The 20,964-nt window shown below is 73.0% G+C and carries 17 protein-coding genes; 5 read left to right on the top strand and 12 right to left on the bottom strand.

Annotated features, from left to right (window positions below):
• Positions 1–40: 40 nt before the first annotated feature.
• Both ACTHAM_RS07290 and ACTHAM_RS07285 read left to right on the top strand, forming a co-directional pair.
• A complete protein-coding gene (locus ACTHAM_RS07290; RefSeq protein ID WP_440685864.1) occupies positions 41–2,284 on the top strand; it encodes an MMPL family transporter in 2,244 nt (747 codons plus the stop codon).
• A gap of 4 nt (positions 2,285–2,288) precedes the next feature.
• Positions 2,289–2,639: a hypothetical protein gene (locus ACTHAM_RS07285; protein ID WP_440685862.1), complete on the top strand. Its 351-nt coding sequence runs from the start codon at positions 2,289–2,291 to the stop codon at positions 2,637–2,639.
• Between the two features lie 12 nt (positions 2,640–2,651).
• Here ACTHAM_RS07285 and ACTHAM_RS07280 read toward each other — a convergent pair whose 3' ends face one another.
• The 5 genes from ACTHAM_RS07280 to ACTHAM_RS07260 form a co-directional block, all read right to left on the bottom strand.
• Positions 2,652–3,434 (bottom strand): GNAT family N-acetyltransferase, encoded by a 783-nt coding sequence (locus tag ACTHAM_RS07280; protein WP_440685860.1) that lies wholly within the window; start codon positions 3,432–3,434, stop codon positions 2,652–2,654.
• The gene (gene aspS / locus ACTHAM_RS07275) at positions 3,431–5,203 is read right to left on the bottom strand and encodes an aspartate--tRNA ligase (protein WP_440685858.1); all 1,773 of its coding nucleotides are present in this window, start codon (positions 5,201–5,203) and stop codon (positions 3,431–3,433) included. The genes ACTHAM_RS07280 and aspS overlap by 4 nt, the downstream gene beginning before the upstream one ends.
• 53 nt (positions 5,204–5,256) lie before the next feature.
• Complete coding sequence (locus tag ACTHAM_RS07270) at positions 5,257–7,050, bottom strand: FAD-dependent oxidoreductase (RefSeq protein WP_440685856.1); 1,794 nt, start codon at positions 7,048–7,050, stop codon at positions 5,257–5,259.
• 69 nt (positions 7,051–7,119) lie between these two features.
• Positions 7,120–8,514 carry a histidine--tRNA ligase gene (hisS, locus tag ACTHAM_RS07265; RefSeq protein ID WP_440685854.1) on the bottom strand — a complete coding sequence of 465 codons (1,395 nt, stop codon included), beginning with the start codon at positions 8,512–8,514 and terminating at the stop codon, positions 7,120–7,122.
• A 36-nt stretch (positions 8,515–8,550) separates the two neighbouring features.
• Entirely contained in the window at positions 8,551–9,306 is a 756-nt protein-coding gene (locus ACTHAM_RS07260) for an MBL fold metallo-hydrolase (protein WP_440685852.1), read from the bottom strand.
• Between the two features lie 166 nt (positions 9,307–9,472).
• On the opposite strand from ACTHAM_RS07260, the gene ACTHAM_RS07255 reads away from it, so the two are divergent.
• The 3 genes from ACTHAM_RS07255 (at position 9,473) to ACTHAM_RS07245 (ending at position 12,549) form a co-directional block, all read left to right on the top strand.
• Positions 9,473–10,219 carry a peptidylprolyl isomerase gene (locus ACTHAM_RS07255; protein WP_440685850.1) on the top strand — a complete coding sequence of 249 codons (747 nt, stop codon included), beginning with the start codon at positions 9,473–9,475 and terminating at the stop codon, positions 10,217–10,219.
• Positions 10,216–11,841 (top strand): DUF349 domain-containing protein, encoded by a 1,626-nt coding sequence (locus tag ACTHAM_RS07250; protein ID WP_440685848.1) that lies wholly within the window; start codon positions 10,216–10,218, stop codon positions 11,839–11,841. Before ACTHAM_RS07255 ends, ACTHAM_RS07250 begins: the two co-directional genes overlap by 4 nt.
• 66 nt (positions 11,842–11,907) lie before the next feature.
• Positions 11,908–12,549, top strand: coding sequence for a hypothetical protein (locus tag ACTHAM_RS07245; protein ID WP_440685846.1), 642 nt, complete (start codon positions 11,908–11,910; stop codon positions 12,547–12,549).
• On the opposite strand, the gene ACTHAM_RS07240 is transcribed toward ACTHAM_RS07245, so the two are convergent.
• From ACTHAM_RS07240 to ruvA, 7 genes are all read right to left on the bottom strand, one after another.
• Positions 12,536–14,878: a RelA/SpoT family protein gene (locus tag ACTHAM_RS07240; RefSeq protein WP_440685844.1), complete on the bottom strand. Its 2,343-nt coding sequence runs from the start codon at positions 14,876–14,878 to the stop codon at positions 12,536–12,538. The two genes, ACTHAM_RS07245 and ACTHAM_RS07240, sit on opposite strands and share 14 nt — an antisense overlap.
• A 107-nt stretch (positions 14,879–14,985) precedes the next feature.
• Positions 14,986–15,537 carry an adenine phosphoribosyltransferase gene (locus tag ACTHAM_RS07235; protein ID WP_440685842.1) on the bottom strand — a complete coding sequence of 184 codons (552 nt, stop codon included), beginning with the start codon at positions 15,535–15,537 and terminating at the stop codon, positions 14,986–14,988.
• A complete protein-coding gene (gene secF, locus ACTHAM_RS07230; RefSeq protein ID WP_440685840.1) occupies positions 15,534–16,637 on the bottom strand; it encodes a protein translocase subunit SecF in 1,104 nt (367 codons plus the stop codon). The genes ACTHAM_RS07235 and secF overlap by 4 nt, the downstream gene beginning before the upstream one ends.
• Complete coding sequence (gene secD / locus ACTHAM_RS07225; protein WP_440685838.1) at positions 16,637–18,586, bottom strand: protein translocase subunit SecD; 1,950 nt, start codon at positions 18,584–18,586, stop codon at positions 16,637–16,639. The genes secF and secD overlap by 1 nt, the downstream gene beginning before the upstream one ends.
• Before the next feature lie 84 nt (positions 18,587–18,670).
• Entirely contained in the window at positions 18,671–19,123 is a 453-nt protein-coding gene (yajC, locus tag ACTHAM_RS07220; RefSeq protein ID WP_440685836.1) for a preprotein translocase subunit YajC, read from the bottom strand.
• 160 nt (positions 19,124–19,283) lie between these two features.
• A complete protein-coding gene (gene ruvB / locus ACTHAM_RS07215; RefSeq protein ID WP_440685834.1) occupies positions 19,284–20,348 on the bottom strand; it encodes a Holliday junction branch migration DNA helicase RuvB in 1,065 nt (354 codons plus the stop codon).
• Positions 20,341–20,958, bottom strand: a complete 618-nt coding sequence (gene ruvA, locus ACTHAM_RS07210; RefSeq protein ID WP_440685832.1) for a Holliday junction branch migration protein RuvA — start codon at positions 20,956–20,958, stop codon at positions 20,341–20,343. The genes ruvB and ruvA overlap by 8 nt, the downstream gene beginning before the upstream one ends.
• Positions 20,959–20,964: the final 6 nt, after the last annotated feature.

Below are 20,964 nucleotides of genomic sequence, written 5' to 3'. Positions count from 1 at the left end.
GGGCGGCCCCTGGTGCGCACCAGGGGGACGACCTGCGACGATGACCGGCGTGTTCGCACGTCTCGGCAGCGCCGTCGCCCACCACCCCCGCCTGAGCGCACTCGTCTGGCTCGTCCTCACCGCAGCCTGCCTCGCGCTGGCCGTCGGCGGCGTGCACGGCGAGACCCTCTTCGACCGGCTCACCACCGGCGCACCGTCCGTGCCGGGCTCGGAGAGCGCGATCGCCGACGAGATCCTCGCCGAGAACCAGCAGGTCGGCAGCTCGCTCACCCTCGTGGTCGACGGCGTCCCGCCCGAGACCGAGGGCGTCGCCGACATCATGGCCCCGGCCCGCGACGACCTCACCGCCATCGACGGGGTCGCCTCCGTCATCGACCCGTACGCCCTGCCCGACACGATCGCCAACCCCGCCGCCGCACCCCTGCTGGCCGCCGACGGGCAAGGGTTCCTCGTCGTGGTGGAGACGGACCCCGCCGCATCCCCCGAGGTCGTCGACGCCGCCCTGGACGCCGTCGCGCAGCGCCTCGGCCAGGTGCCGGGCGAGCTCGAGGCGGTCGCGCCCGCCGCGAGCGGGATCGTCGGCGGCGAGACCCTGATCGTCGACGACATCACCGCCCAGGTGGCCGAGGACCTGCGGATCGGCGAGACGATCGCGCTGCCCGTCGCCCTGCTCATCATGGTGCTCGTCTTCGGCGGGTTCCTGGCCGCCTCGCTGCCCATGGCCGGGGCGCTCGCCTCGATCGCCGGCGGGCTGGGCGCCCTGCTGGCCATGAGCTACCTCACCGAGCTCGACTCCTCCGTGGTCAACGTCGTCACGCTGCTCGGGCTGGGCCTGTCCATCGACTACGGCCTGCTCATCGTGTCCCGGTTCCGTGAGGAGCTGCACCACCTGGTCGACGACGACGACGGTTCCGGGGCCCGCCGCCGACGCGGCGACGGCGCCGTGCTCAGCGCCGTCGAACGCACCATGGCGACCGCCGGCCGCACCGTGGCGTTCTCCGCGATCACGGTGGCCGTGGCCATCTGCGGGCTCCTGGTGTTCGAACCGCAGATCCTGCGTGCCATCGGGGCCGCCGCGATCGCCGTGATCGTCGTGGCCGTAGCCACGGCGCTCACCCTCGTGCCCGCACTGCTCGTGCTCACCGGCCGCCGGCTCGCCCGCCCCGGCCTGATCTCCCGCATCCCGGGCCTGCGCGCCGTGCTGGCCCGGACGGCCGACGTGGAGTCCGAGGAAGGTGCGTTCTCCCGCCTCGCCGCACGGGTGCAGCGCCGGCCGTGGCTCGTCGTCACCGTGGTCATGGTCGTGCTGGGAGTCCTCGCCTCCCCCATCGCCCACCTCGAGCTGCGCAACTCCACCACCGAGCTGCTGCCCGCCGACTCCCAGCAGCGCGACTACCTCGAAGCCCTCGAGCGCAACTACCCGGCCTCCTCCTCGGCCGCCGTCACGATCGTGGCCGAGACCACCCTCGAGGAGGCGACGGCGTGGACGGCCGAGCTCGCCGAGCTCGACGACGTGACCTCCGTCGACCCGCCCGCCGTGCTCGGCTCGTACGTCGTGATCGGCGTACGCCCTGCGACGAGCGACCCGGGGGGTGCCGTCGCCCGCGACGTCGTCGACTCCGTGCGCGCGCTCGACCCCGGGTTCCCGAACTGGGTCACCGGCCCGGCCGCAGCCCAGACCGACTTCACCGCGGCCCTCGTGGAGCGTGCGCCCTGGGCCGCCGGGATCGTCGCCGCCGCCACCCTCATCCTGCTGTTCCTCATGACCGGGTCCGTGGCGATCCCCATCAAGGCACTGCTCACCAACGTCGTCTCGCTCGCGGCCTCGCTGGGCGTGCTCGTCTGGGTGTTCCAGGACGGGCACCTGTCGGGGCTGCTCGGGTTCACCTCCACCGGAGGCATCGAGACGTACGTCGTGGCCCTGGTCATCGCCTTCGGCTTCGGCCTGGCGATGGACTACGAGGTGTTCCTGCTGTCGCGCATCAAGGAGCTGCACGACGCCGGTGCCAGCAACGACGAGGCCGTCCGGCTCGGCCTGCAGCGCTCCGGCCGCATCATCACCTCGGCTGCGGCCATCATCATCGCCGTGTTCGCCGGGTTCGTCGCGGGCCAGCTGCTCGTCATCAAGGAGGTCGGCTTCGCGTTGGCCGTCGCCGTCCTCATCGACGCGACCATCGTGCGCCTGCTGCTGGTCCCCGCGACCATGACCATCCTCGGACGGGCCAACTGGTGGGCCCCGCGGCCGCTGCGACGCCTCTACGAACGCCTCGCGATCACCCACTGACCTCATGCCGTCGCCACTGCCCGTCGACCGCGCCCGCTACCTGCGCCTGCGGTGGCAGGCCCGCGCGGCCACCGCGGTGGCCTGCCTGCTGGTGGCGCCCGTCCTGCTCGAGGTCCTGCGCGCCGCGCGCAGCGGGGACCGGGCGGGTGCGCTGTGGCTGCTCAACCTCGCCCTCGTCGTCGCCGGCGCCGGCGCGGTCGTCGCAGCGATGTGGAAGCGGTCGTTCGCGGCGCGCCCGCACGTGCTGCCCGTCGACGCCGGACCAGGTCAGGCCGCCGGCGTGCCCGAGCTCGACGAACCGTCCGGGCGCCACCTGGGTCTCGGCGGCGACCAGGAGCCACCGTCCCGGTGGTGACCGGACCGCGACTCACACGGGCCGCGCGGACTCCCGACCGCTGACCGGACGGTACGAGCGTCGCTGGTGGTCGGTGCGGAACCCCAGCGAGCCGTACAGGGCCGAGGCCGCGACGTTGTCGGCCCACATCCCCAACGACACCCACGGCAGGCCGGCGGCGAGGCCCTCACGCGTGGCCACGGACGTCAGCGCCCGTCCCAGACCACGACCCCGGGCCTCCGCACGGACACCCAGCCCCTGCAGGTGCCAGGTGCTGCGCTGCGGGTCGTCGCTGGCACGCACGGCGGCGCCGATCACCCCGATCAGGCGGTCACCGTCGCGCACACCCCACCAGCCGGCACCGTCCGCGCCGGACGGGTCGGCCTCGGACCCCGGGTTGGCCTCGGCGAGGCAGTCGACGACCAGCGTCGCGTCGGCGTCGGTCAGGCGCTCCACCCGATCCTGCGGACCCTGTACCGGGGGCACGGTGGTCGTGGACCACCAGTCCCAGCCGGGCAGCGCCTGCACCTGCAGCCGCGCCGCGGTCGCCTCGGGCAGGTCGACATCACGAGGCAGCGACAACCAGTCGACGGGTGCGCCGAGCAGACCGGCGTCCACGAGGGAGACCACGGCTGACGCCGCCGCACCGCCCGTCCCGTAGCCGACCACCGCGGCACCCCGGCGCCTGGCCTGCGCCAGGACCAGCACCTCGTCGGAGACCTCGAGCACCTGGGCGCCCGTCAACCGCTGGCGGTCGGACGCGACGAGCCGGTCCTGCCGCCACCGGGGCGGCAGGACGTCGAACCAGCGGCTCATGCGGTGGCTGCGGGGGCCTTGGGCTTCGCGTCGACGCCGGCCTCGCGACGCTGCTCGACCGTGATCGGCGCCGGGGCACCGGTCAGGGGGTCGTAGCCGCCACCGGACTTCGGGAACGCGATGACGTCGCGGATCGACTCCGAGCCGGTCAGGAGCGTCAGGATGCGGTCCCAGCCGAAGGCGATCCCGCCGTGCGGCGGGGCGCCGAACTGGAACGCGTCGAGCAGGAACCCGAACTTCTCCTGCGCCTCGTCCGGTCCGATGCCCATGACGCGGAACACCCGCTCCTGCACGTCACGTCGGTGGATACGGATCGAGCCGCCACCGATCTCGTTGCCGTTGCAGACGATGTCGTACGCGTACGCCAGGGCCTCGCCGGGGCTCTCCTCGAACCGGTCGAGCCAGTCCGGGGTGGGTGAGGTGAACGCGTGGTGCACGGCCGTCCAGGCGGAGCTGCCCAGGTCCACGTCGTCGTCCTGGCCGGACGGCTTGAACAGGGGTGCGTCGACGACCCACACGAACTCCCACGCGTCGGGGTCGATCAGGCCACCGCGGCGGCCGATCTCCAGGCGCGCGGCACCGAGCAGGGCGCGGGCGTCGTCGGTGGCACCGGCCGCGAAGAACACCGCGTCGCCGGGGTTCGCCCCGACGGCGGCGACCAGTCCGGCGCGCTCCTCCTCGGAGATGTTCTTGGCCACGGGGCCACCGAGCTCGCCGTCCTCACCGACGGTCACGTAGGCCAGGCCCTTCGCGCCGCGCTGCTTGGCCCACTCCTGCCACGCGTCGAAACCGCGACGCGGCGTCGAGGCACCACCGGGCTGCACGACGGCCCCGACGTACTCCGACTGGAACACCCGGAACGGGGTCTGCGCGAAGAACTGCGTCAGCTCGACCAGCTCCAGGCCGAACCGCAGGTCCGGCTTGTCGGTGCCGAAGCGGGCCATCGCGTCGGCGAAGGTCATCCGGCGGATCGGGGTCGGGATCGTCACGTCGATCAGGTCCCACAGCGCCACGAGCACCTGCTCGCCGAGGGCGATCACGTCGTCCTGCTCGACGAAGCTCATCTCGATGTCGAGTTGCGTGAACTCCGGCTGCCGGTCGGCCCGGAAGTCCTCGTCGCGGTAGCAGCGGGCGATCTGGTAGTAGCGCTCCATGCCGGCGACCATGAGCAGCTGCTTGAACAGCTGGGGCGACTGCGGCAGCGCGTACCAGGAGCCGGGCGCCAGGCGAGCAGGCACGACGAAGTCGCGGGCACCCTCAGGCGTGGACCGCGTCAGCGTCGGGGTCTCGATCTCGACGAAGTCCTGGGCGTCGAGCACCCGCCGGGCAGCGGCGTTGGCCTTCGAGCGCAGCCGCAGCGCCCGCGCGGGGGCCGGGCGGCGCAGGTCCAGGTAGCGGTGCTTGAGGCGGGCCTCCTCACCGATCGTCTCGTCGAGCGCCGAGGAGACCTGGAACGGCAGCGGCGCGGCCTCGTTGAGGACGACGACCTCGGTGGCGACCAGCTCGACCTCACCGGTGGCCAGGTGCGTGTTCTCGTTGCCCTCGGGGCGGCGACCGACCTCGCCGGTGACCTGCAGCACGAACTCCGCGCGCAGGCCGTGCGCGACGGCCTCGTCGCGGATGACGACCTGGGCGATGCCGGACGCGTCCCGCAGGTCCACGAACGCCACGCCACCGTGATCACGCCGACGATCCACCCAGCCCGTGAGGGTGACGGTGGAGCCGATGTGCTCGGCTCGCAGCGAGCCGGCGGTGTGGGTGCGGAGCACGGGTGGTCCTTCGCTGGTGGGGGTCGCGCGCCCGGTCGGACGCCCGCACGATCCTAGTGCCCGCCCGGGCCCGGGGGCGGCGACGGCGCGTCGGCCTCGGGCGGCTCGCCCGACCCGGGTGCCAGCGCGCCGCGCGCACCCACGGGCACGACCGGAGCGTGCGGCACCACGCGCGCGAGCCGCACGTACTGCCCCTGGTCGGTCGGCCGGGGGTCCGGCTCGCCCGCGTTGGGCCACAGCGACGCCGCCCGCTCGGCCTGCGCGGCGATCGTCAGCGAGGGGTTGACACCCAGGTTCGCCGTGACCGCAGCACCGTCGACCACGTGCAACGTCGGGTACCCGTGCACGCGCTGGTACGGGTCGAGCACGCCGTCGGCCGCAGTGGCCCCGATCGGGCACCCGCCGATGAAGTGCGCCGTCAGCGGCATGTTCGCCACATCACCCCACGAGCTGCCGGGCACGCCACCCATCTCCTGGGCGAGCAGGGTCGCCGCGCGGTGCCCCTGCGGGATCCACGTCGGGCTCGGCTCCCCCGGTCCCGGCCGGCTGGCCAGCCCCCACCCGAGCAGCCCGCGACGGAGTCGGGTGTCCAGGGAGTTGTCCAGCGCCTGCATGACCAGGGCCACAGCGGTGCGCTCGCTCCACCGGTACGGCGCGAGCGCACGCATCGTGGTCACCGGTCGGCGCGCGAGCTCCAGGGCGAGCCGGCCCAGGATCTTCAGCCAGCGCACGCCGCGGGGCGCGCCCGTGGTCAGCACCGTCTGCAGGAGCGCCATCGCGTTCGACCCGGCCGCGTACCGCACCGGCTCCACGTGCGTGCGCTCGTCGGGGAAGAACGAGGACGTGATCGCCACACCCCGGTCCAGCCGCGAGTCAGGGTCGACCCGCGGACGGCTCGCCCCCAGCAACGCCTCGGAGTTCGTGCGGGTCAACGTGCCCAAGCGGGGCGACAGGTGCGGCAGGTCCCCGCGCCGCCGGGACCCGTGCAGCAGCAGCTGCGTGTTGTACGTCCCGGCCGCCAGCACCACGTGCGTGGCCGACCAGGTGCGACGCGCACCGTCGGCGGTCCCCCGCGACTCCACCACCCAGCGGCCGGCCCCCGCCGGTGGTCGCAGCCGGGTGACCGTGGTCAGCGGCACCACCCGCACACCGGCCCGTTCGGCCAGGTGCAGGTAGTTCTTCACCAACGTGTTCTTCGCCCCGACCCGGCACCCCGTCATGCACGCGCCGCACTCGGTGCACCCCGTACGCCGCGGTCCGACCCCACCGAAGAAGGGGTCCGCCACGTCCCGCCCCGGCTGCCCGAACAGCACACCGACGGGCGCCGGTCGCACGGTCTCCTCGACCCCCATCCGTGCCGCCACCCGCCGGAACAGCACGTCGGACGCCGTGACCGTCGGGTTGGGCGTCACCCCCAACATCCGCGACGCCTGCTCGTACCACGGCGCCAGCTCGGCCTCCCAGTCGGTCAGGTGCGCCCACTGCGGGTCGGTGAAGAACGGCGCGAGGGGCCGGTACAGGGTGTTGGCGTACACCAACGACCCGCCACCGACCCCGGCACCGGCCAGCACCAACGAGTCCGACACGCGGTGGATGCGCTGGATGCCGTAGCAGCCCAGCCGCGGCGCCCACAGGAACCGGCGCAGGTCCCACGACGTCGACGCGAACTCCTCGTCGGCGAACCGCCGCCCCGCCTCGAGCACCGTGACCCGGTAGCCCTTCTCGACCAGGCGCAGCGCCGTGACCGACCCGCCGAAACCCGAGCCGATCACGAGCACGTCGCATGCGGTGCCCTGCGGGTCGGCCTCCGTGCCGCGTCGCGCGCGACCCTCGCCGGTGACGGTCATGGACCGATCGTGCCCGAAGGCGCCCGGTCGCGCGGGCCCAGGCCGGCTCAGGCCCTGCCCAGGCCCGGCTCAGGCCTCCGTCGCGGCCGTCACCGGCAGCACCGTCGGCCACAGGTCCTCCGCCGGCGGCTGCCACGACACGGCATCCGCCGCGACCTGCTCCCCCGACCGGATGTCCTTGACCTGATCGGCCTGCTCGACCCCGTCCTCACCCGACTCCCCCACGAACCACACGAACGGGATGCCCCGCCGGTCCGCGTGCCGGATCTGCTTGCCGAACTTCGCCGCCGACGGCGCCACCTCGACCGGGATGCCCCGCGCCCGCAACGCCGAGGCCACCGCGTCCGAACGCGTGCGCGACTCCTCCGACGTCACCGCGACCAGCACCGCACTGGGCACCGACCGCGACGCCCGCACCAACCCGGCCGACAGCAGCCGCGACACCAGCCGCGACACCCCGATGGACAGCCCCACACCCGGGTAGGTGTTCGCCCCGTCCGAGGCGAGCGTGTCGTACCGCCCACCGGAGCAGATCGACCCCAGCTGCTCGTGACCCACCAGCACCGTCTCGTAGACCGACCCCGTGTAGTAGTCCAGACCACGAGCGATCTTCAGGTCCGCGACCACCACACCGGGCGCCCGCACCGACGCCGCCTCGATGAGCGCCCCGAGCTCGGCCAGACCCTCCTCCAGCAGCCCCGAGGTGACCTGCAGCCGACCCGCCAACGCCCGCACCTCGTCGACGACGCCCAGGTCCGCCCCCGAGATCGCCGCCAGATCCAGGCACGCCTGCGCCTGCTCCGGCGTGGCCCCTGCCTCAGCCACGAGCAGACCGGCCACCGCCTCCGGCCCGACCTTGTCGAGCTTGTCGATCCCGCGCAGCACCGCCTCGACGTCGACCAGCCCCAGACCCCGGTAGAACCCCTCCGCCACCTTGCGGTTGTTCACCAGGATCCGCACCGGCGGCACACCGATCGACCGCAACGCCCCCAAGGCCTCGGCCATCACCAACGGCAGCTCGACCTCGTAGTGGTACGGCAACGCGCCCGCACCGACCACGTCGATGTCGGCCTGCACGAACTCACGGAACCGACCGTCCTGCGGCCGCTCACCACGCCACACCTTCTGGATCTGGTACCGCCGGAACGGGAACGCCAGATGACCGGCGTTCTCCAGCACGTACCGCGCGAACGGCACTGTCAGGTCGAAGTGCAGACCCAGCTGACCGGCCCGGTCCGCCTGCGCGTCCGCCGGGTCCTCCTGCAACCGCCGCAGCACGTAGACCTCCTTGGAGGTCTCCCCCTTGCGCAGCAGCTGGTCCAACGGCTCCACCGCACGCGTCTCGATGCCCGCGAACCCGTGCAGCTCGAACGTCCGCCGCAGCACGTCCAGCACATGCTGCTCGACGATGCGCCCGTCAGGGAGCCACTCAGGGAAACCGGACAGAGGTGTGGGACGCGCCATGGTCACGCATCCTCCCAGATCGCACCCGGCGACCGCTCACCCGTTCCCCAGGTACGGGTTGTGCGTCAGCTCGCTCGCCACGTCGCTCGCCGGCCCGTGCCCCGGCAGCACCACCGCACCACGCGGCAGGACCGCCACGACCTCACGCAGCGTGCGCGCCATGGCCGCCGGGTCACCACCGGGCAGGTCCGTGCGACCCACACTGCCCGCGAACAGCACGTCACCGGTGATCGCGAGCGACACCTCACCCTCCGCGCGGCCCTCGTCGTCCAGCAGGTACACCGTCGACCCCTCCGTATGACCCGGAGCGTGCCGCGCGACGATGCGCAGAGCGCCCCACGTCAGGGTCACGTCCGCCGACCGACCCGAAGCCGACGCGGCGCCCCCGCCGAACGGCTCGACCCGCACCGGCGCCACATACCCCGCCGGGTCGATGCCCGAGGCCACCAACGCCTGCCCCAGCGGGCTCGTCGCCTCCGACACCGCACCCGCCAGGCCCCGACCCAGCACGCCCAACGACCCGAACGGGTCCGCCAACCGGTACACGTCACCCGCGTGCAGCACCACCGGCACCCCCCACCGCGCCGACAGCACCCCCGCGTCCCACGTGTGATCCAGGTGCCCGTGCGTGGCCAGCACCGCCTGCGGCCGCCACCCGCGCTCGCGGACCAGGGCCTCGACCCGATCAGCGACCCCCGCCCCGGCGTCCACCACGACGCACACGCCGTCGTCGGCCGCCAGGACCAGGCAGCGGGCACCGAGCACGGGAGCGAGCACCTCGACGATCTGCACCGCACCACGGTAGGGCCGCCACGCCCCGTCCACCGACGCCGCGCGACGAGCCCCGGCTGGACGTTCGTCGCGAACGGCCGACGCTTGCCTAGACTGTGCCGGGTCCCTTCGTGCAGTGCAGCAGGTCGAGCGCCGGCTGCGGCACACCGATGCGAGGAGAGTGTGCGTGTCCAGCAAGCGCGAGCGCGCCAACGAACGCCGCCGCTACGAGAAGTGGCAGCAGCGCCGCCAGGCAGCAGCCGAGGCCCGTCGCCGTCGCCAGCGCGTCATCGCCGGCAGCGTCGTCGCCGCCCTCGTGCTCGTCATCGGCGTCGTCGCGGCAGTCGCACTCACGGACCAGTCCGACGCCTCGGCCGCCCCGAGCCCCTCGACCACCTCGTCGACCGCCCCGAGCCTGGTGCCCGACGCCTCGCTGGCCGAGGGCCGCACCTGGACCGGCACGATCCACCTCGCCCAGGGCGACATCGGCATCGAGCTCGACGGCGCCGCCGCCCCGCAGGCCGTCGCGAACTTCGTGACGCTCGCAGGCCAGGGGTTCTTCGACTCCACCGCGTGCCACCGGCTGACGACCTCCGGGATCTCCGTGCTGCAGTGCGGCGACCCCGAGGGCACCGGCCAGGGCGGTCCCGGCTACTCGTGGGGGCCGATCGAGAACGCCCCCACGGACGACGTCTACAAGGCCGGCACCATCGCCATGGCCCGTGTCGGCAACGACGGCAGCTCGATGGGCAGCCAGTTCTTCCTCGTCTACGAGGACTCGCAGATCCCGTCCGACTCGGCGGGTGGTTACACCGTGTTCGGCCGCATCACGTCCGGCCTGGACGTGCTCACGGCCATCGCTGACGCAGGCACCATCGAGGGGACCGAGACCCCGGTGTCCGACGTCATCATCGAGGGAGTGGAGACCCAGTGACCGAGACCCCGGCAACGCCGTCCCAGGACGACACGCCCGAGACGCCCGCCACGGCTGCTCCCGCACCGGAAGCCGTCGAGCCGACGGCCGGCGACACCCCTGCCCCGCCGGACGCGCCCGCCGCCGAGGCGGAGTCCGACGTGGCTGCGGCCCCCGAGTCCGTGACGGAGGAGACCCCGGCGCCCGTCGAGCCCGTGACCGACGAGGCCCCGGCGCCCGCCGCCCCCGCCAAGCCCACCCCGAGCGCCGTGCGCCCCGGCCCGCGGCCTGTCCCCCGGCCTCCGGTCCACCCCGTGGCACCGGCCGCCACCGCGGCGGCCACCCCGGCACCGGCACCCGTCGCACCCCCGCAGGACGCCGCCGAGGCGGCCGCAGCCGCGACGTTCGGCCGGGTTGACGAGGACGGCACCGTCTACGTCACCGAGGCCGCCGGTGAGCGCGTCGTCGGGCAGTTCCCCGGCGCCAGCGCCGAGGAGGCGCTGGCCCTGTACGTGCGCCGGTTCCTCGACCTGCAGGCCAAGGTGACCGTGTTCGAGGCACGTCTGCAGGCCACCGACCTGTCGGTCAAGGAGATCGACCAGACGTTGGCCAAGCTGGGCGACGAGGTCGTCGAACCCGCTGCCGTCGGGGACCTGGACGCGCTCCGTGCACGCCTGGACGCCCTGCGTGAGGTCGCCGCCGAGCGGCGCGCCGTCGCCGAGGCCGAGCGGGCCGCAGCACGGGAGGCCGCACTGGTCTCCCGGACGCAGATCGTCGAGCAGGCCGAGAAGATCGCCAGCACCGACCCCTCGCGCATCCAGTGGCGTCCGGCCGGTGAGCAGCTGCGCACGCTCCTCGACCAGTGGAAGGAGGCGCAGCGCTCCGGGCCGCGTCTGGACCGCCCGTCCGAGGAGGCACTCTGGAAGCGGTTCAGCCACGCGCGGACCACGTTCGACCGTGAGCGTCGGCACTTCTTCGCCGAGCTCGAGACCCGCAACGCCTCGGCCAAGTCCGCCAAGGCCGCGCTGGTCGACGAGGCCGAGCGCCTGCGCACCAGCACCGACTGGGGCGCCACCGCCGGCGCCTACCGCGACCTCATGGCCCAGTGGAAGGCGTCCGGCCGGGCCAGCCGCTCGGACGACGACGCCCTGTGGGCCCGGTTCCGCGCCGCGCAGGACGCGTTCTTCGCGGCCCGCGACGCCGCCTCCGCCGCGACCGACACCGAGTTCCGCGCGAACCTCGAGGTCAAGGAGGCGCTGCTGGTCGAGGCCGAGGCCCTGCTGCCGATCGGCGACCTCAACGCGGCCAAGGCTGCGCTGCGCTCCATCCAGGACCGGTGGGAGACCGCCGGGAAGGTGCCGCGCGGCGACGTGCAGCGTGTCGAGGGCCGACTGCGTGCCGTGGAGACCGCGGTCCGCGACGCCGACCAGGCGCAGTGGCGCCGCACCAATCCCGAGACGCGTGCGCGCGCCGAGGGTGCAGCCGCTCAGCTGGAGCAGGCCATCGCCGGCCTCGAGGCCGACCTGGCCGCAGCCGAGGCGAAGGGTGACGCACGCAAGATCGCCGACGCCCGCGCCGCGCTCGAGGCCCGCCGGGCCTGGCTGGAGCAGGTGCAGCGAGCCGCCGCGGACGCCCGCGGCTGACGCGTCGTCCACAGGCGGTCCGACCACCGCCACGCACGAGGGCCGTGCCCGGGCATGCTGCCGGGCATGGCCCTCGTCGCATCCACACCCGCAGCCGCGCGGCACCGCACCGACCACCTGAGCTGGGTGCACCTCCCCGAGCGAAGCCCGTCCACCACCATCGACGCGGCCGACGTCGGTGCGGCCACCTGGCACGCCCTGCACCGTGACGGTGTCGTCCGCACCGTCTGGGGCGAGCTGGCCATCGCCCGCGACACCCCCGAGACCCCGCAGGTACGGGCACAGGCACTGGCCCGGTTGGTCCCCGAACGGGGTGCCGTCGCACGCGGCAGCGCCGCCTGGGTGCATACGGGCATCGGTGCGCCGACCCGGATCGACGTGCTCGTGCCCGCCCGAGCGCGACGCCCCGACCCGCACCCGTGGCGGGTCGCCTGCGAGGCCGACCTGGCCGACGGGGACGTGACGGTGCTCGGCGCCGTGCGAGTCACCAGCGTGCAGCGCACGGGCGTCGACGTCGCGCGGCTGCTGCCCCGGGTGGACGCCGAACGCGTCCTCGCGGAGCTGCTGGACGTCGGCTTCGACCCCGACGCAGCACTCGACCGCCTCACGTCGATGGCAGGGCAACGCGGTGTGCGCGAGGCGCGTGCGCTGCTGGGCACCGACCCTTCGGGCTGGGCCCGCAGACCTGCCAGGGTCAGGCGCGGATGACCGGCTCCTCGGCCGCCTTCGAGCCGGTGATCCGGTACACGTCGAACACGCCCTCGACCTTGCGGACGGCGGACAGCACCGAGGCCAGGTGCGAGGGCTCCGCCATCTCGAACACGAAGCGCGAGAGCGCCACCCGGTCACGCGACGTCGACACGCTCGCCGACAGGATGTTCACGTGGTGGTCGGACAGCACACGCGTCACGTCCGACAGCAGCCGGCTGCGGTCCAAGGCCTCGACCTGGATCTGCACGAGGAACAAGGTCGACCCGGTGTGGCTCCACTCGACGTCCACGAGCCGCTCCGGCTCGCGACGCAGGCTCTCGACGTTGATGCAGTCGGAGCGGTGCACGCTCACACCCGCCCCGCGCGTCACGAAGCCGACGATCTCGTCGCCGGGCACCGGCGTGCAGCACCGGGCGAGCTTGACCCAGATGTCGTCGACGCCCTTGACCACCACACCGGTGTCGCCGGTGCGCACCCGGCGGGCGGAGGACCCCGGGCGGGCAGCCTCGGCGATGTCCTCCTCGGCTGCGGGCTCGCCACCCATCGAGTGGACCAGCTTCTGCACGACCGTCGCGGCCGAGATCTGCCCCTCGCCGACCGCGGCGTAGAGCGAGGACACGTCGGCGTGCCGCATCTCGTGCGCCAGGGTCACGAGCGACTCGTGCGAGAGCAGACGCTGGATCGGTAGGTTCTGCTTGCGCATCGCCTTGGCGATGGCGTCCTTGCCGTGCTCGATCGCCTCTTCGCGGCGTTCCTTGGAGAACCACTGCCGGATCTTGTTGCGCGCGCGGGGGCTCTTGACGAACCCGAGCCAGTCGCGGCTGGGCCCGGCGGTCTCCGACTTGGAGGTGAAGACGTCGACGACGTCGCCGTTCTCCAAGGTCGAGTCCAACGGCACCAGACGGCCGTTGACTCGGGCGCCCATGGTGCGGTGGCCGACCTCCGTGTGCACCGCGTACGCGAAGTCGACCGGCGTCGACCCGGCCGGCAGTGCGACGACGTCGCCCTTCGGGGTGAAGACGTACACCTCGGCACCGGCGATCTCGAACCGCAACGAGTCGAGGAACTCCGTCGGGTCGGCCGTCTCCTTCTGCCAGTCGACGAGCTGGCGCAGCCACACCATGTCGTTCCCGGCCGTGTCCTGGCCGGCGATGTTCTTGGCGGACTCCTTGTACTTCCAGTGCGCCGCCACGCCGTACTCGGCCCGGCGGTGCATGTCGTGCGTGCGGATCTGGATCTCGACCGGCTTGCCGCCCGGTCCGATCACCGTGGTGTGCAGCGACTGGTACAGGTTGAACTTCGGCATCGCGATGTAGTCCTTGAACCGGCCGGGAACCGGGTTCCACCGCGCATGCAGCGCGCCGAGCGCGCCGTAGCAGTCCCGCACCGAGTCGACCAGCACGCGGACACCCACCAGGTCGTAGATGTCGGCGAAGTCGCGACCGCGCACGATCATCTTCTGGTAGATCGAGTAGTAGTGCTTCGGGCGGCCGCTGACCGTGGCGCGGATCTTCGCGTTGCGCAGGTCGGCACCGACCTGCTCGCGCACCACCGCCAGGTACTCCTCGCGGGCCGGGGCGCGCTCGGCGACCAGGTGCACGATCTCGTCGTACACCTTCGGGTACAGGGTCGCGAAGGAGAGGTCCTCCAGCTCCCACTTGATGGTGTTCATGCCCAGGCGATGGGCCAGCGGGGCGTAGATCTCGAGGGTCTCGCGGGCCTTCTTCTCCGCCGAGGCCGACGAGACGAACTTCCAGGTGCGGGCGTTGTGCAGGCGGTCTGCGAGCTTGATGACCAGCACGCGGATGTCGCGCGACATCGCCACGACCATCTTGCGGACCGTCTCGGCCTGCGCGGCGTCGCCGTAGGTGACCTTGTCGAGCTTGGTCACGCCGTCGACCAGCATCGCGACCTCGGGACCGAACTCCCGGCGCAGCTGCTCCAGCGAGTAGTCGGTGTCCTCGACGGTGTCGTGCAGCAGAGCCGCCGCCAGCGTCGAGGGCGTCATGCCGAGCTCGGCGAGGATCGTGGCGACCGCCACCGGGTGCGTGATGTACGGGTCGCCGCTCTTGCGCAGCTGCCCGCGGTGGGCCTTCTCGGCCACCACGTACGCCTGCTCGACCACCGTCAGGTCGGCCTTCGGATGGTTCGTCCGAGCAGCCTGCAGCACCGGCTCGAGGGCCGGGAACGCCACACCCCCACGCGCACCGAAACGGGCGAGTCGCGCACGGACGCGCCCCGACGACACGGACGCGGTGTCCGTGCCCGAGGCCGGGGTGTCGGGGCGCGGCTCAGCCGACCGTGACGGCCGGACGTCCTCGCTCATCGCGCCCCCTCCTCCGCGTCAGGGTCGCCCGCCACGGACTGCACGACCTGCCGTGGCGGTGCGCTCGCGATCGGGGACCGGATTCGCAGCAGTCTACGACCGTCCGGTCAGGGCACCTGCACCAGCGCGTCGACGGTGCGCCCCGCGAGTCGCGCACGCCCTTCGAGCGCCGCGATCTCGACCAGGAACGACAGTCCCACCACCTCGGCGCCGCACCGTTCGAGCAGGGTGACCGTCGCAGCGGCCGTGCCCCCCGTCGCCAGCACGTCGTCGATGACGAGCACCCGCGAGCCCGCGGGCACGGTCGACGGGTGGATCTCCACCGTCGCCGTGCCGTACTCGAGCTCGTACGTCTCGGCCTCGGTCGGGCCGGGCAGCTTGCCGGCCTTGCGCACCGGCAGCAGTCCGGCGCCGAGAGCGACCGCGACCGGCGCGGCGAGCAGGAACCCCCGCGCCTCCATGCCGGCCACCAGGTCGACGGGTCCGGGCACGTCGGCAGCGATCGCCTCGATCACCTGGGCGAACGCCGAGGCGTCCGCGAGCAGCGGGGTGATGTCCCGGAACAGCACGCCGGGCTGCGGGTAGTCGGGCACCTGGCGCACCAGCGCGTCGATCCGCGCCACGAGGGCGGTCCGGGGGTCGAGCAGGCTCACGGTCATCGCCTCGGCTTCCGCTTGGGCTGGGCGGCGGTCCCCTGGTGGGAGCCGGGCCGCAACGCACCGACATGCACGGTGGGCACCGGCGTGGCGTCCGCACCGGCTGCCACGCCCTCGACACCGGCCGCGCGGGCACGGGCCTCGAGCACCTTGCGGGTGTGGTCACGGATGGCGGGCTCCCGTTCACGCAGCGTGACCTCGAGCGGCGTGGCCAGGAAGACCGAGGAGAAGGTGCCGATCGCCATGCCGACGAACAGCGCGAGGGCGATGTCCCGCAGCGTGCCCGCACCGAGGATGAAGGTGCCGACGAAGAGGATCGCCGCGACGGGCAGCAGCGCGACGACCGAGGTGTTGATCGACCGCACCAGGGTCTGGTTCACCGCGAGGTTGGCCTTCTCGGCGTACGTGTACCGCGTCTGCTCGAGCGCGTCGGCGGTGTTCTCCCGCACCTTGTCGAAGACGACGACCGTGTCGTAGATCGAGTACCCGAGGATCGTCAGGAAGCCGATGACCGTCGCCGGCGTGACCTCCCAGCCGACACCCGCGTAGACGCCGACGGTGATGACCAGGTCGTGGAACAGGGCGATCAGCGCCGCCAGCGCCATCCGCCAGTTGCGGAAGTAGACGGTCATCACGATCGTGACGAACACCAGGAACACGGCCAGGCCGCGCAGCGCCTTGGCCGACACGTCCTTGCCCCACGTCGGCCCGATGAACGAGCTGGTGACCTGGTTCTCCGCGACGCCGAAGGCCTCGGCGAGGGCCGCCTTGACCTCCTCGACCTCGGCGTTGGTCAGCTCGGCCGTCTGGACCCGCAGCGAGTCGGAGCCAAGGGTGGCCACCCGCGGCGACTCCTCGGGGGCGATCGCCTGGACGGCGTCGATCGCGCTCTGCTGGTCGGCGTCCGGCACGCCGGAGACCACGAACTCCGAGCCGCCGCGGAACTCGATACCCGGGTTGAGCCCCGGGGTGATCAGGAGCACCGCGGTGATCAGCACCAGGACCGCGGAGATGGAGTACCAGATGCGACGCCGGCCGACGATGTCGTACGAGCGTCGACCGGTGTACAGGTCGTTGCCCCACTGGGCGAAACCGGCGGCCATCAGAGCTCGCTCCCCTCGGTGCGACCGGACTCACCCGCGGTACGAGCCGCTGGCGTTGTCGCGGACGGCGTGCTGCCGGACGACGCGTCGTCGTCGGCTGTCGTGACAGCTGATGCCGTGGCCGGGGCCGCCTCGGTGGCGTCGGGAGCGGCGGCCCGAGCCGCCGCGCGGCGCTCGGCGATCGTGAGACCCGCCGCAGCCGGTGCGCCGGTCGCCTCGTCCTTGGCCTGGGACGCCAGCGTGGCGACCCGACCGCGCCCCACGTACCGCGGGCCCTGCGCTCCGAGCCGGCGCGGGTCGAGACCCGAGGCGGGGTGCCCGTCGGCGAAGAAGCGAGTGCGCGCGAGCAGCGCCATCACCGGGTGCGTGAAGCAGAAGACCACGAGGACGTCGATGAGGGTCGTCAGACCGAGCGTGAACGCGAAGCCCTGCACACCGCCCACCGCCAGGAGGTACAGCACGACCGCTGCCGTGAGGTTGACGGCGTCGGAGGCCAGGATGGTGCGACGGGCCCGCTCCCAGCCTCGCTCGACGGCCGCCGCGAGCGGACGGCCCTCGCGCAGCTCGTCACGGATGCGCTCGAAGTAGACGATGAACGAGTCGGCCGTGATGCCGATGGCCACGATCAGCCCCGCGACACCGGGCAGCGAGAGCCGGTAGCCCTGCGTCCACGACAGCAGTGCGATGACGCCGTAGGTGACCAGGGCCGCGACGACGAGCGAGGCGACGGTCACCAGACCCAGTGCCCGGTACTGCAGCAGCGAGTAGATGACGACGAGGATCAGGCCGATGAGCCCGGCGATCAGGCCCTTCTGGAGCTGGTCGCTGCCGAGCGTCGCGGAGATCTGCTGCTCGCTCTGCACCTCGAAGGTGAGCGGCAGCGCGCCGAAGTTCAGCTGGTTGGCCAGGGTGGCGGCGGACTCCCGGGTGAACGTGCCCGAGATCTGCGCCCGACCGTCGTTGATGATCACGCCCGGCGACAGGCTCGGGGCGGAGATGACCAGGCCGTCGAGCACCATCGCGAACTGGTTCTGCGGCGAGGTGAGGGCCTGCAGACGCTCGGTGATGTCGGCGAAGATCTCGGTCCCGGCCGAGTTGAACGCCAGGTCGACGATCCACGTGTTGGTCACGACGCCCTGCGAGTTGGTCTCCAGGCCCGAGCTGGCGTTCTTCAGGTCCGAGCCCTCGAGCTCGACCGGGCCGAGCACGTACTTGGCCGTGCCCTCAGGGTCGCAGGTGACCAGGGCGACGTCCGGGTCGCCGGGCGCACCGCCGGTGAGGTTCGCCGGGTCCGTGCAGTCCAGCTCGTTGAACCGGGCCTGCACGGCCTCGGTGAGGTAGTACTCGGCATCGCTGGGGCTGTCCGGAGCCGCCTTGGTCGGCACGTCCGACGGAGCGGCGGTCGCCTCGGCGGTCGGCGTCTCGCTGGCCGGGTCCGCGGCTGCCTCGGTGGCGGCGTCGGTCGGGGCGGCGGTCGCGGCGTCGGCCGGCGCAGCCGTGGCCGCGGCGGTGGGCGCCGCGGTCGCAGCATCGGTCGCCGTGTCGGTGGCCACGGGTGTGGGCGCACCGATCGCCAGGACGGGCCGGAACTGCATGGTCGCCGAGGTGCGGACCAGGTCGAGGGTCTCCTCGCTGGGGTGCCCGGGCAGCGACACCACGATGTTGTCGCCCTGGCTGAGGATCTCCGCCTCCGCCACACCCGAGGAGTCCACCCGCTGGCGGATGACCTCGATCGCCTGGTCGATCGAGGCGGACGACACGTCGCCCTCTTCCGCGATCGGCTTGAGGATGATCTGGGTGCCGCCCTCGAGGTCCAGGGCCAGGTTCGGCGTCAGCGACGCGTCGGACCACTTGGTCCCGGCGAGCACGGCGCCGAAGATCGCGAGGATCAGCAGGCCGAGCACGGTGAGCGTGCGGACCGGCCGCTGACGGCGGGTGGGAGGTGCCAACGGAGTCTTCTCTCGTGCGCGCACCGACCACGCAGGCGGCCGGTGGGATCGTGGCCCGGACGTCAGGGTCCGGACCGGGGCAGGCTACTTCTTCGTGTCGGGGTCCTGGTCCTGATCGGTGGTCGGACCGTCCTGCGCGTCGTCGACGTGGTCGCCGTCCGCCTCGACGTCCGCGCGGCTCTCGGTCAGCGAGGACAGGTCGTCCGGCACCTCGATGGACTCGTCCTCGAGCTCCTCGAGGTCCTCGTCCGCCTCGTCGTCACCCTCGTCCTCGTCGACGACGGGCGCGTCGATCCGCTTGGCGATCGCCGCGCGCAGCCAGCGCGTCTGGCTGCCGGGGACCGACTCCAGCGTGATGACGTCGTCGTCGACGGCCACGACGGTGCCGAACAGGCCCGAGGCCGTCATGACCTCGTCACCCTCGGTCAGGTTCGCGCGGAAGTCCGCGGCCTCACGCTGCTGCTTGCGCGTGCGGCTGGACATCAGCCACAGCGCGACGACGCCGATACCGAGGATGAGGAGGAAGGAGTAGTCCACAGCGAGTTGCTCCGATCGAGAGGCAGGGCCCGCCGCAGTCTAGGCGCAGCGCGTCGCCGCTCCAACGTCCATCGGTCCTGCACAGTTCCCCGACCTGCTGCCGGGCCCGTGGAGCGCGCCGGTCCACAGGCCGCGGTGCGGACCTCGACCCGCACGCAGGTCAGCCGAACAACGTCTCGCTGGTGCGCGGGACGTCCAGCCCCAGGTGCTCCCACGCGGGTGGCAGGGCCACGCGACCCCGCGGCGTGCGCCCGACCAGCCCCTCGCGCACGAGGAAGGGCTCGGCGACCGTCTCCACGGTCTCGGGCTCCTCCCCGACGGCGACAGCCAGCGTGGTCAGCCCGACAGGACCGCCACCGAACCGCGTGCACAACGCCGTCAGCACCGCACGGTCCAGCCGGTCCAGGCCCAACCCGTCGACCTCGTAGACCTCGAGGGCTGCGCGGGCCGCGGACAGGCCGAGCGTGCCGTCACCGCGCACCTCAGCCCAGTCACGCACGCGGCGCAGCAGCCTGTTGGCGATCCGCGGGGTCCCCCGCGACCGGGAGGCGATCTCGGATGCCGCCTCACCGGCTAGCGGCACCCCGAGCAGCCCGGCCGAGCGCACCAGCACGCGCTCCAGCTCCTCGGTGGCGTAGAAGTCCAGGTGCCCGGTGAAGCCGAAGCGGTCGCGCAGCGGTGCAGGCAGAAGACCCGCACGCGTGGTGGCACCGACCACGGTGAACGGCGGCAGCGTCAACGGGATCGCGCTGGCCCCGGCGCCCTTGCCGACCACCACATCCACGCGGAAGTCCTCCATCGCGACGTACAGCAGCTCCTCCGCGGGACGCGCCAGACGGTGGATCTCGTCGATGAAGAGCACCTCGCCCTCGTCCAGCGAGGACAGCACCGCCGCCAGGTCACCGGCGTGCTGGATCGCGGGACCGCTCGTGACCCGCAGCGAGGTGCCCAGCTCGGCGGCGATGATCATCGCCAGCGTCGTCTTGCCGAGCCCCGGCGGGCCCGACAGGAGCACGTGGTCAGGAGCCTTCCCGCGGGCCATCGCGGCCTGCAGCACGAGCGAGAGCTGCTCGCGCACGACGGCCTGCCCGACGAACTCCTCGAGCCGCCGCGGACGCAACGCCGCCTCGGCCGCGCGCTCGAGCTCGTCGGCGCCGGCACGCACCAGTGACTCGGCCTCGAAGCGCTCCGTCACGAGCTCCTCGTCGTCGGCACGATCAGCCACGAGCGCCGCCCAACGTGCGCAGGGCCGCGCGCAGGACGCCCGCGACCTCGTCGTCGGCGACGGGCTCCTCGGAGTCGGCCAGGACGGTCGCGACGGCGTCCTGGGCCGCGCGCGCCTGCCAGCCCAGACCAACCAGGGCCTCGACGACCTGCTCGCGGCGGTCCACCAGCGACGGGGCACCCGAAGACCCGGCGGCGGCCGTGCCGTGCGGCGCACCCAGCCGGTCACCGAGCTCGAGCACGATCCGCTGGGCGCCCTTGCGCCCGATGCCGGGCACCCGCTGCAGTGCGGCCAGGTCCTCGGCCGCCACCGCACGGCGCAAGCCGTCGGGCGTGTGCACCGCGAGCATGGCCAGCGCCAGCCGCGGACCCACACCGCTGACGGTCTGCACGACCTCGAACACCTCACGCTCGTCGGCATCGGCGAACCCGAACAACGTCAACGAGTCCTCACGGACCACCAGCGACGTCGCCAGCCTGGCGCTCGAGCCGACCCGCAGGCCCGCCAAGGTCGTCGGGGTGGCCTGCACCAGCAGCCCGACTCCCCCGACCTCGACGACAGCGGCGTCCAGCCGGACCGCCAGCACCGTCCCGTGCACCGACGCGATCACCGCGCG

Source organism: Cellulomonas soli, from assembly GCF_052036975.1.
GTDB classification, from domain to species: Bacteria; Actinomycetota; Actinomycetes; order Actinomycetales; family Cellulomonadaceae; genus Cellulomonas; species Cellulomonas soli_A.
Note: the sequence above shows the minus strand (reverse complement) of the source record. Positions and strands in the feature narration are given on the sequence as shown.

Coding starts and splice junctions, on each gene's coding strand:
- ACTHAM_RS07290 (WP_440685864.1), top strand. CDS start 41: ATGACCGGCGTGTTCGCACGTCTCGGCAGCGCCGTCGCCCACCACCCC.
- ACTHAM_RS07285 (WP_440685862.1), top strand. CDS start 2,289: ATGCCGTCGCCACTGCCCGTCGACCGCGCCCGCTACCTGCGCCTGCGG.
- ACTHAM_RS07280 (WP_440685860.1), bottom strand. CDS start 3,434: ATGAGCCGCTGGTTCGACGTCCTGCCGCCCCGGTGGCGGCAGGACCGG.
- ACTHAM_RS07270 (WP_440685856.1), bottom strand. CDS start 7,050: ATGACCGTCACCGGCGAGGGTCGCGCGCGACGCGGCACGGAGGCCGAC.
- hisS (WP_440685854.1), bottom strand. CDS start 8,514: ATGGCGCGTCCCACACCTCTGTCCGGTTTCCCTGAGTGGCTCCCTGAC.
- ACTHAM_RS07245 (WP_440685846.1), top strand. CDS start 11,908: ATGGCCCTCGTCGCATCCACACCCGCAGCCGCGCGGCACCGCACCGAC.
- ACTHAM_RS07240 (WP_440685844.1), bottom strand. CDS start 14,878: ATGAGCGAGGACGTCCGGCCGTCACGGTCGGCTGAGCCGCGCCCCGAC.
- ACTHAM_RS07235 (WP_440685842.1), bottom strand. CDS start 15,537: ATGACCGTGAGCCTGCTCGACCCCCGGACCGCCCTCGTGGCGCGGATC.
- secF (WP_440685840.1), bottom strand. CDS start 16,637: ATGGCCGCCGGTTTCGCCCAGTGGGGCAACGACCTGTACACCGGTCGA.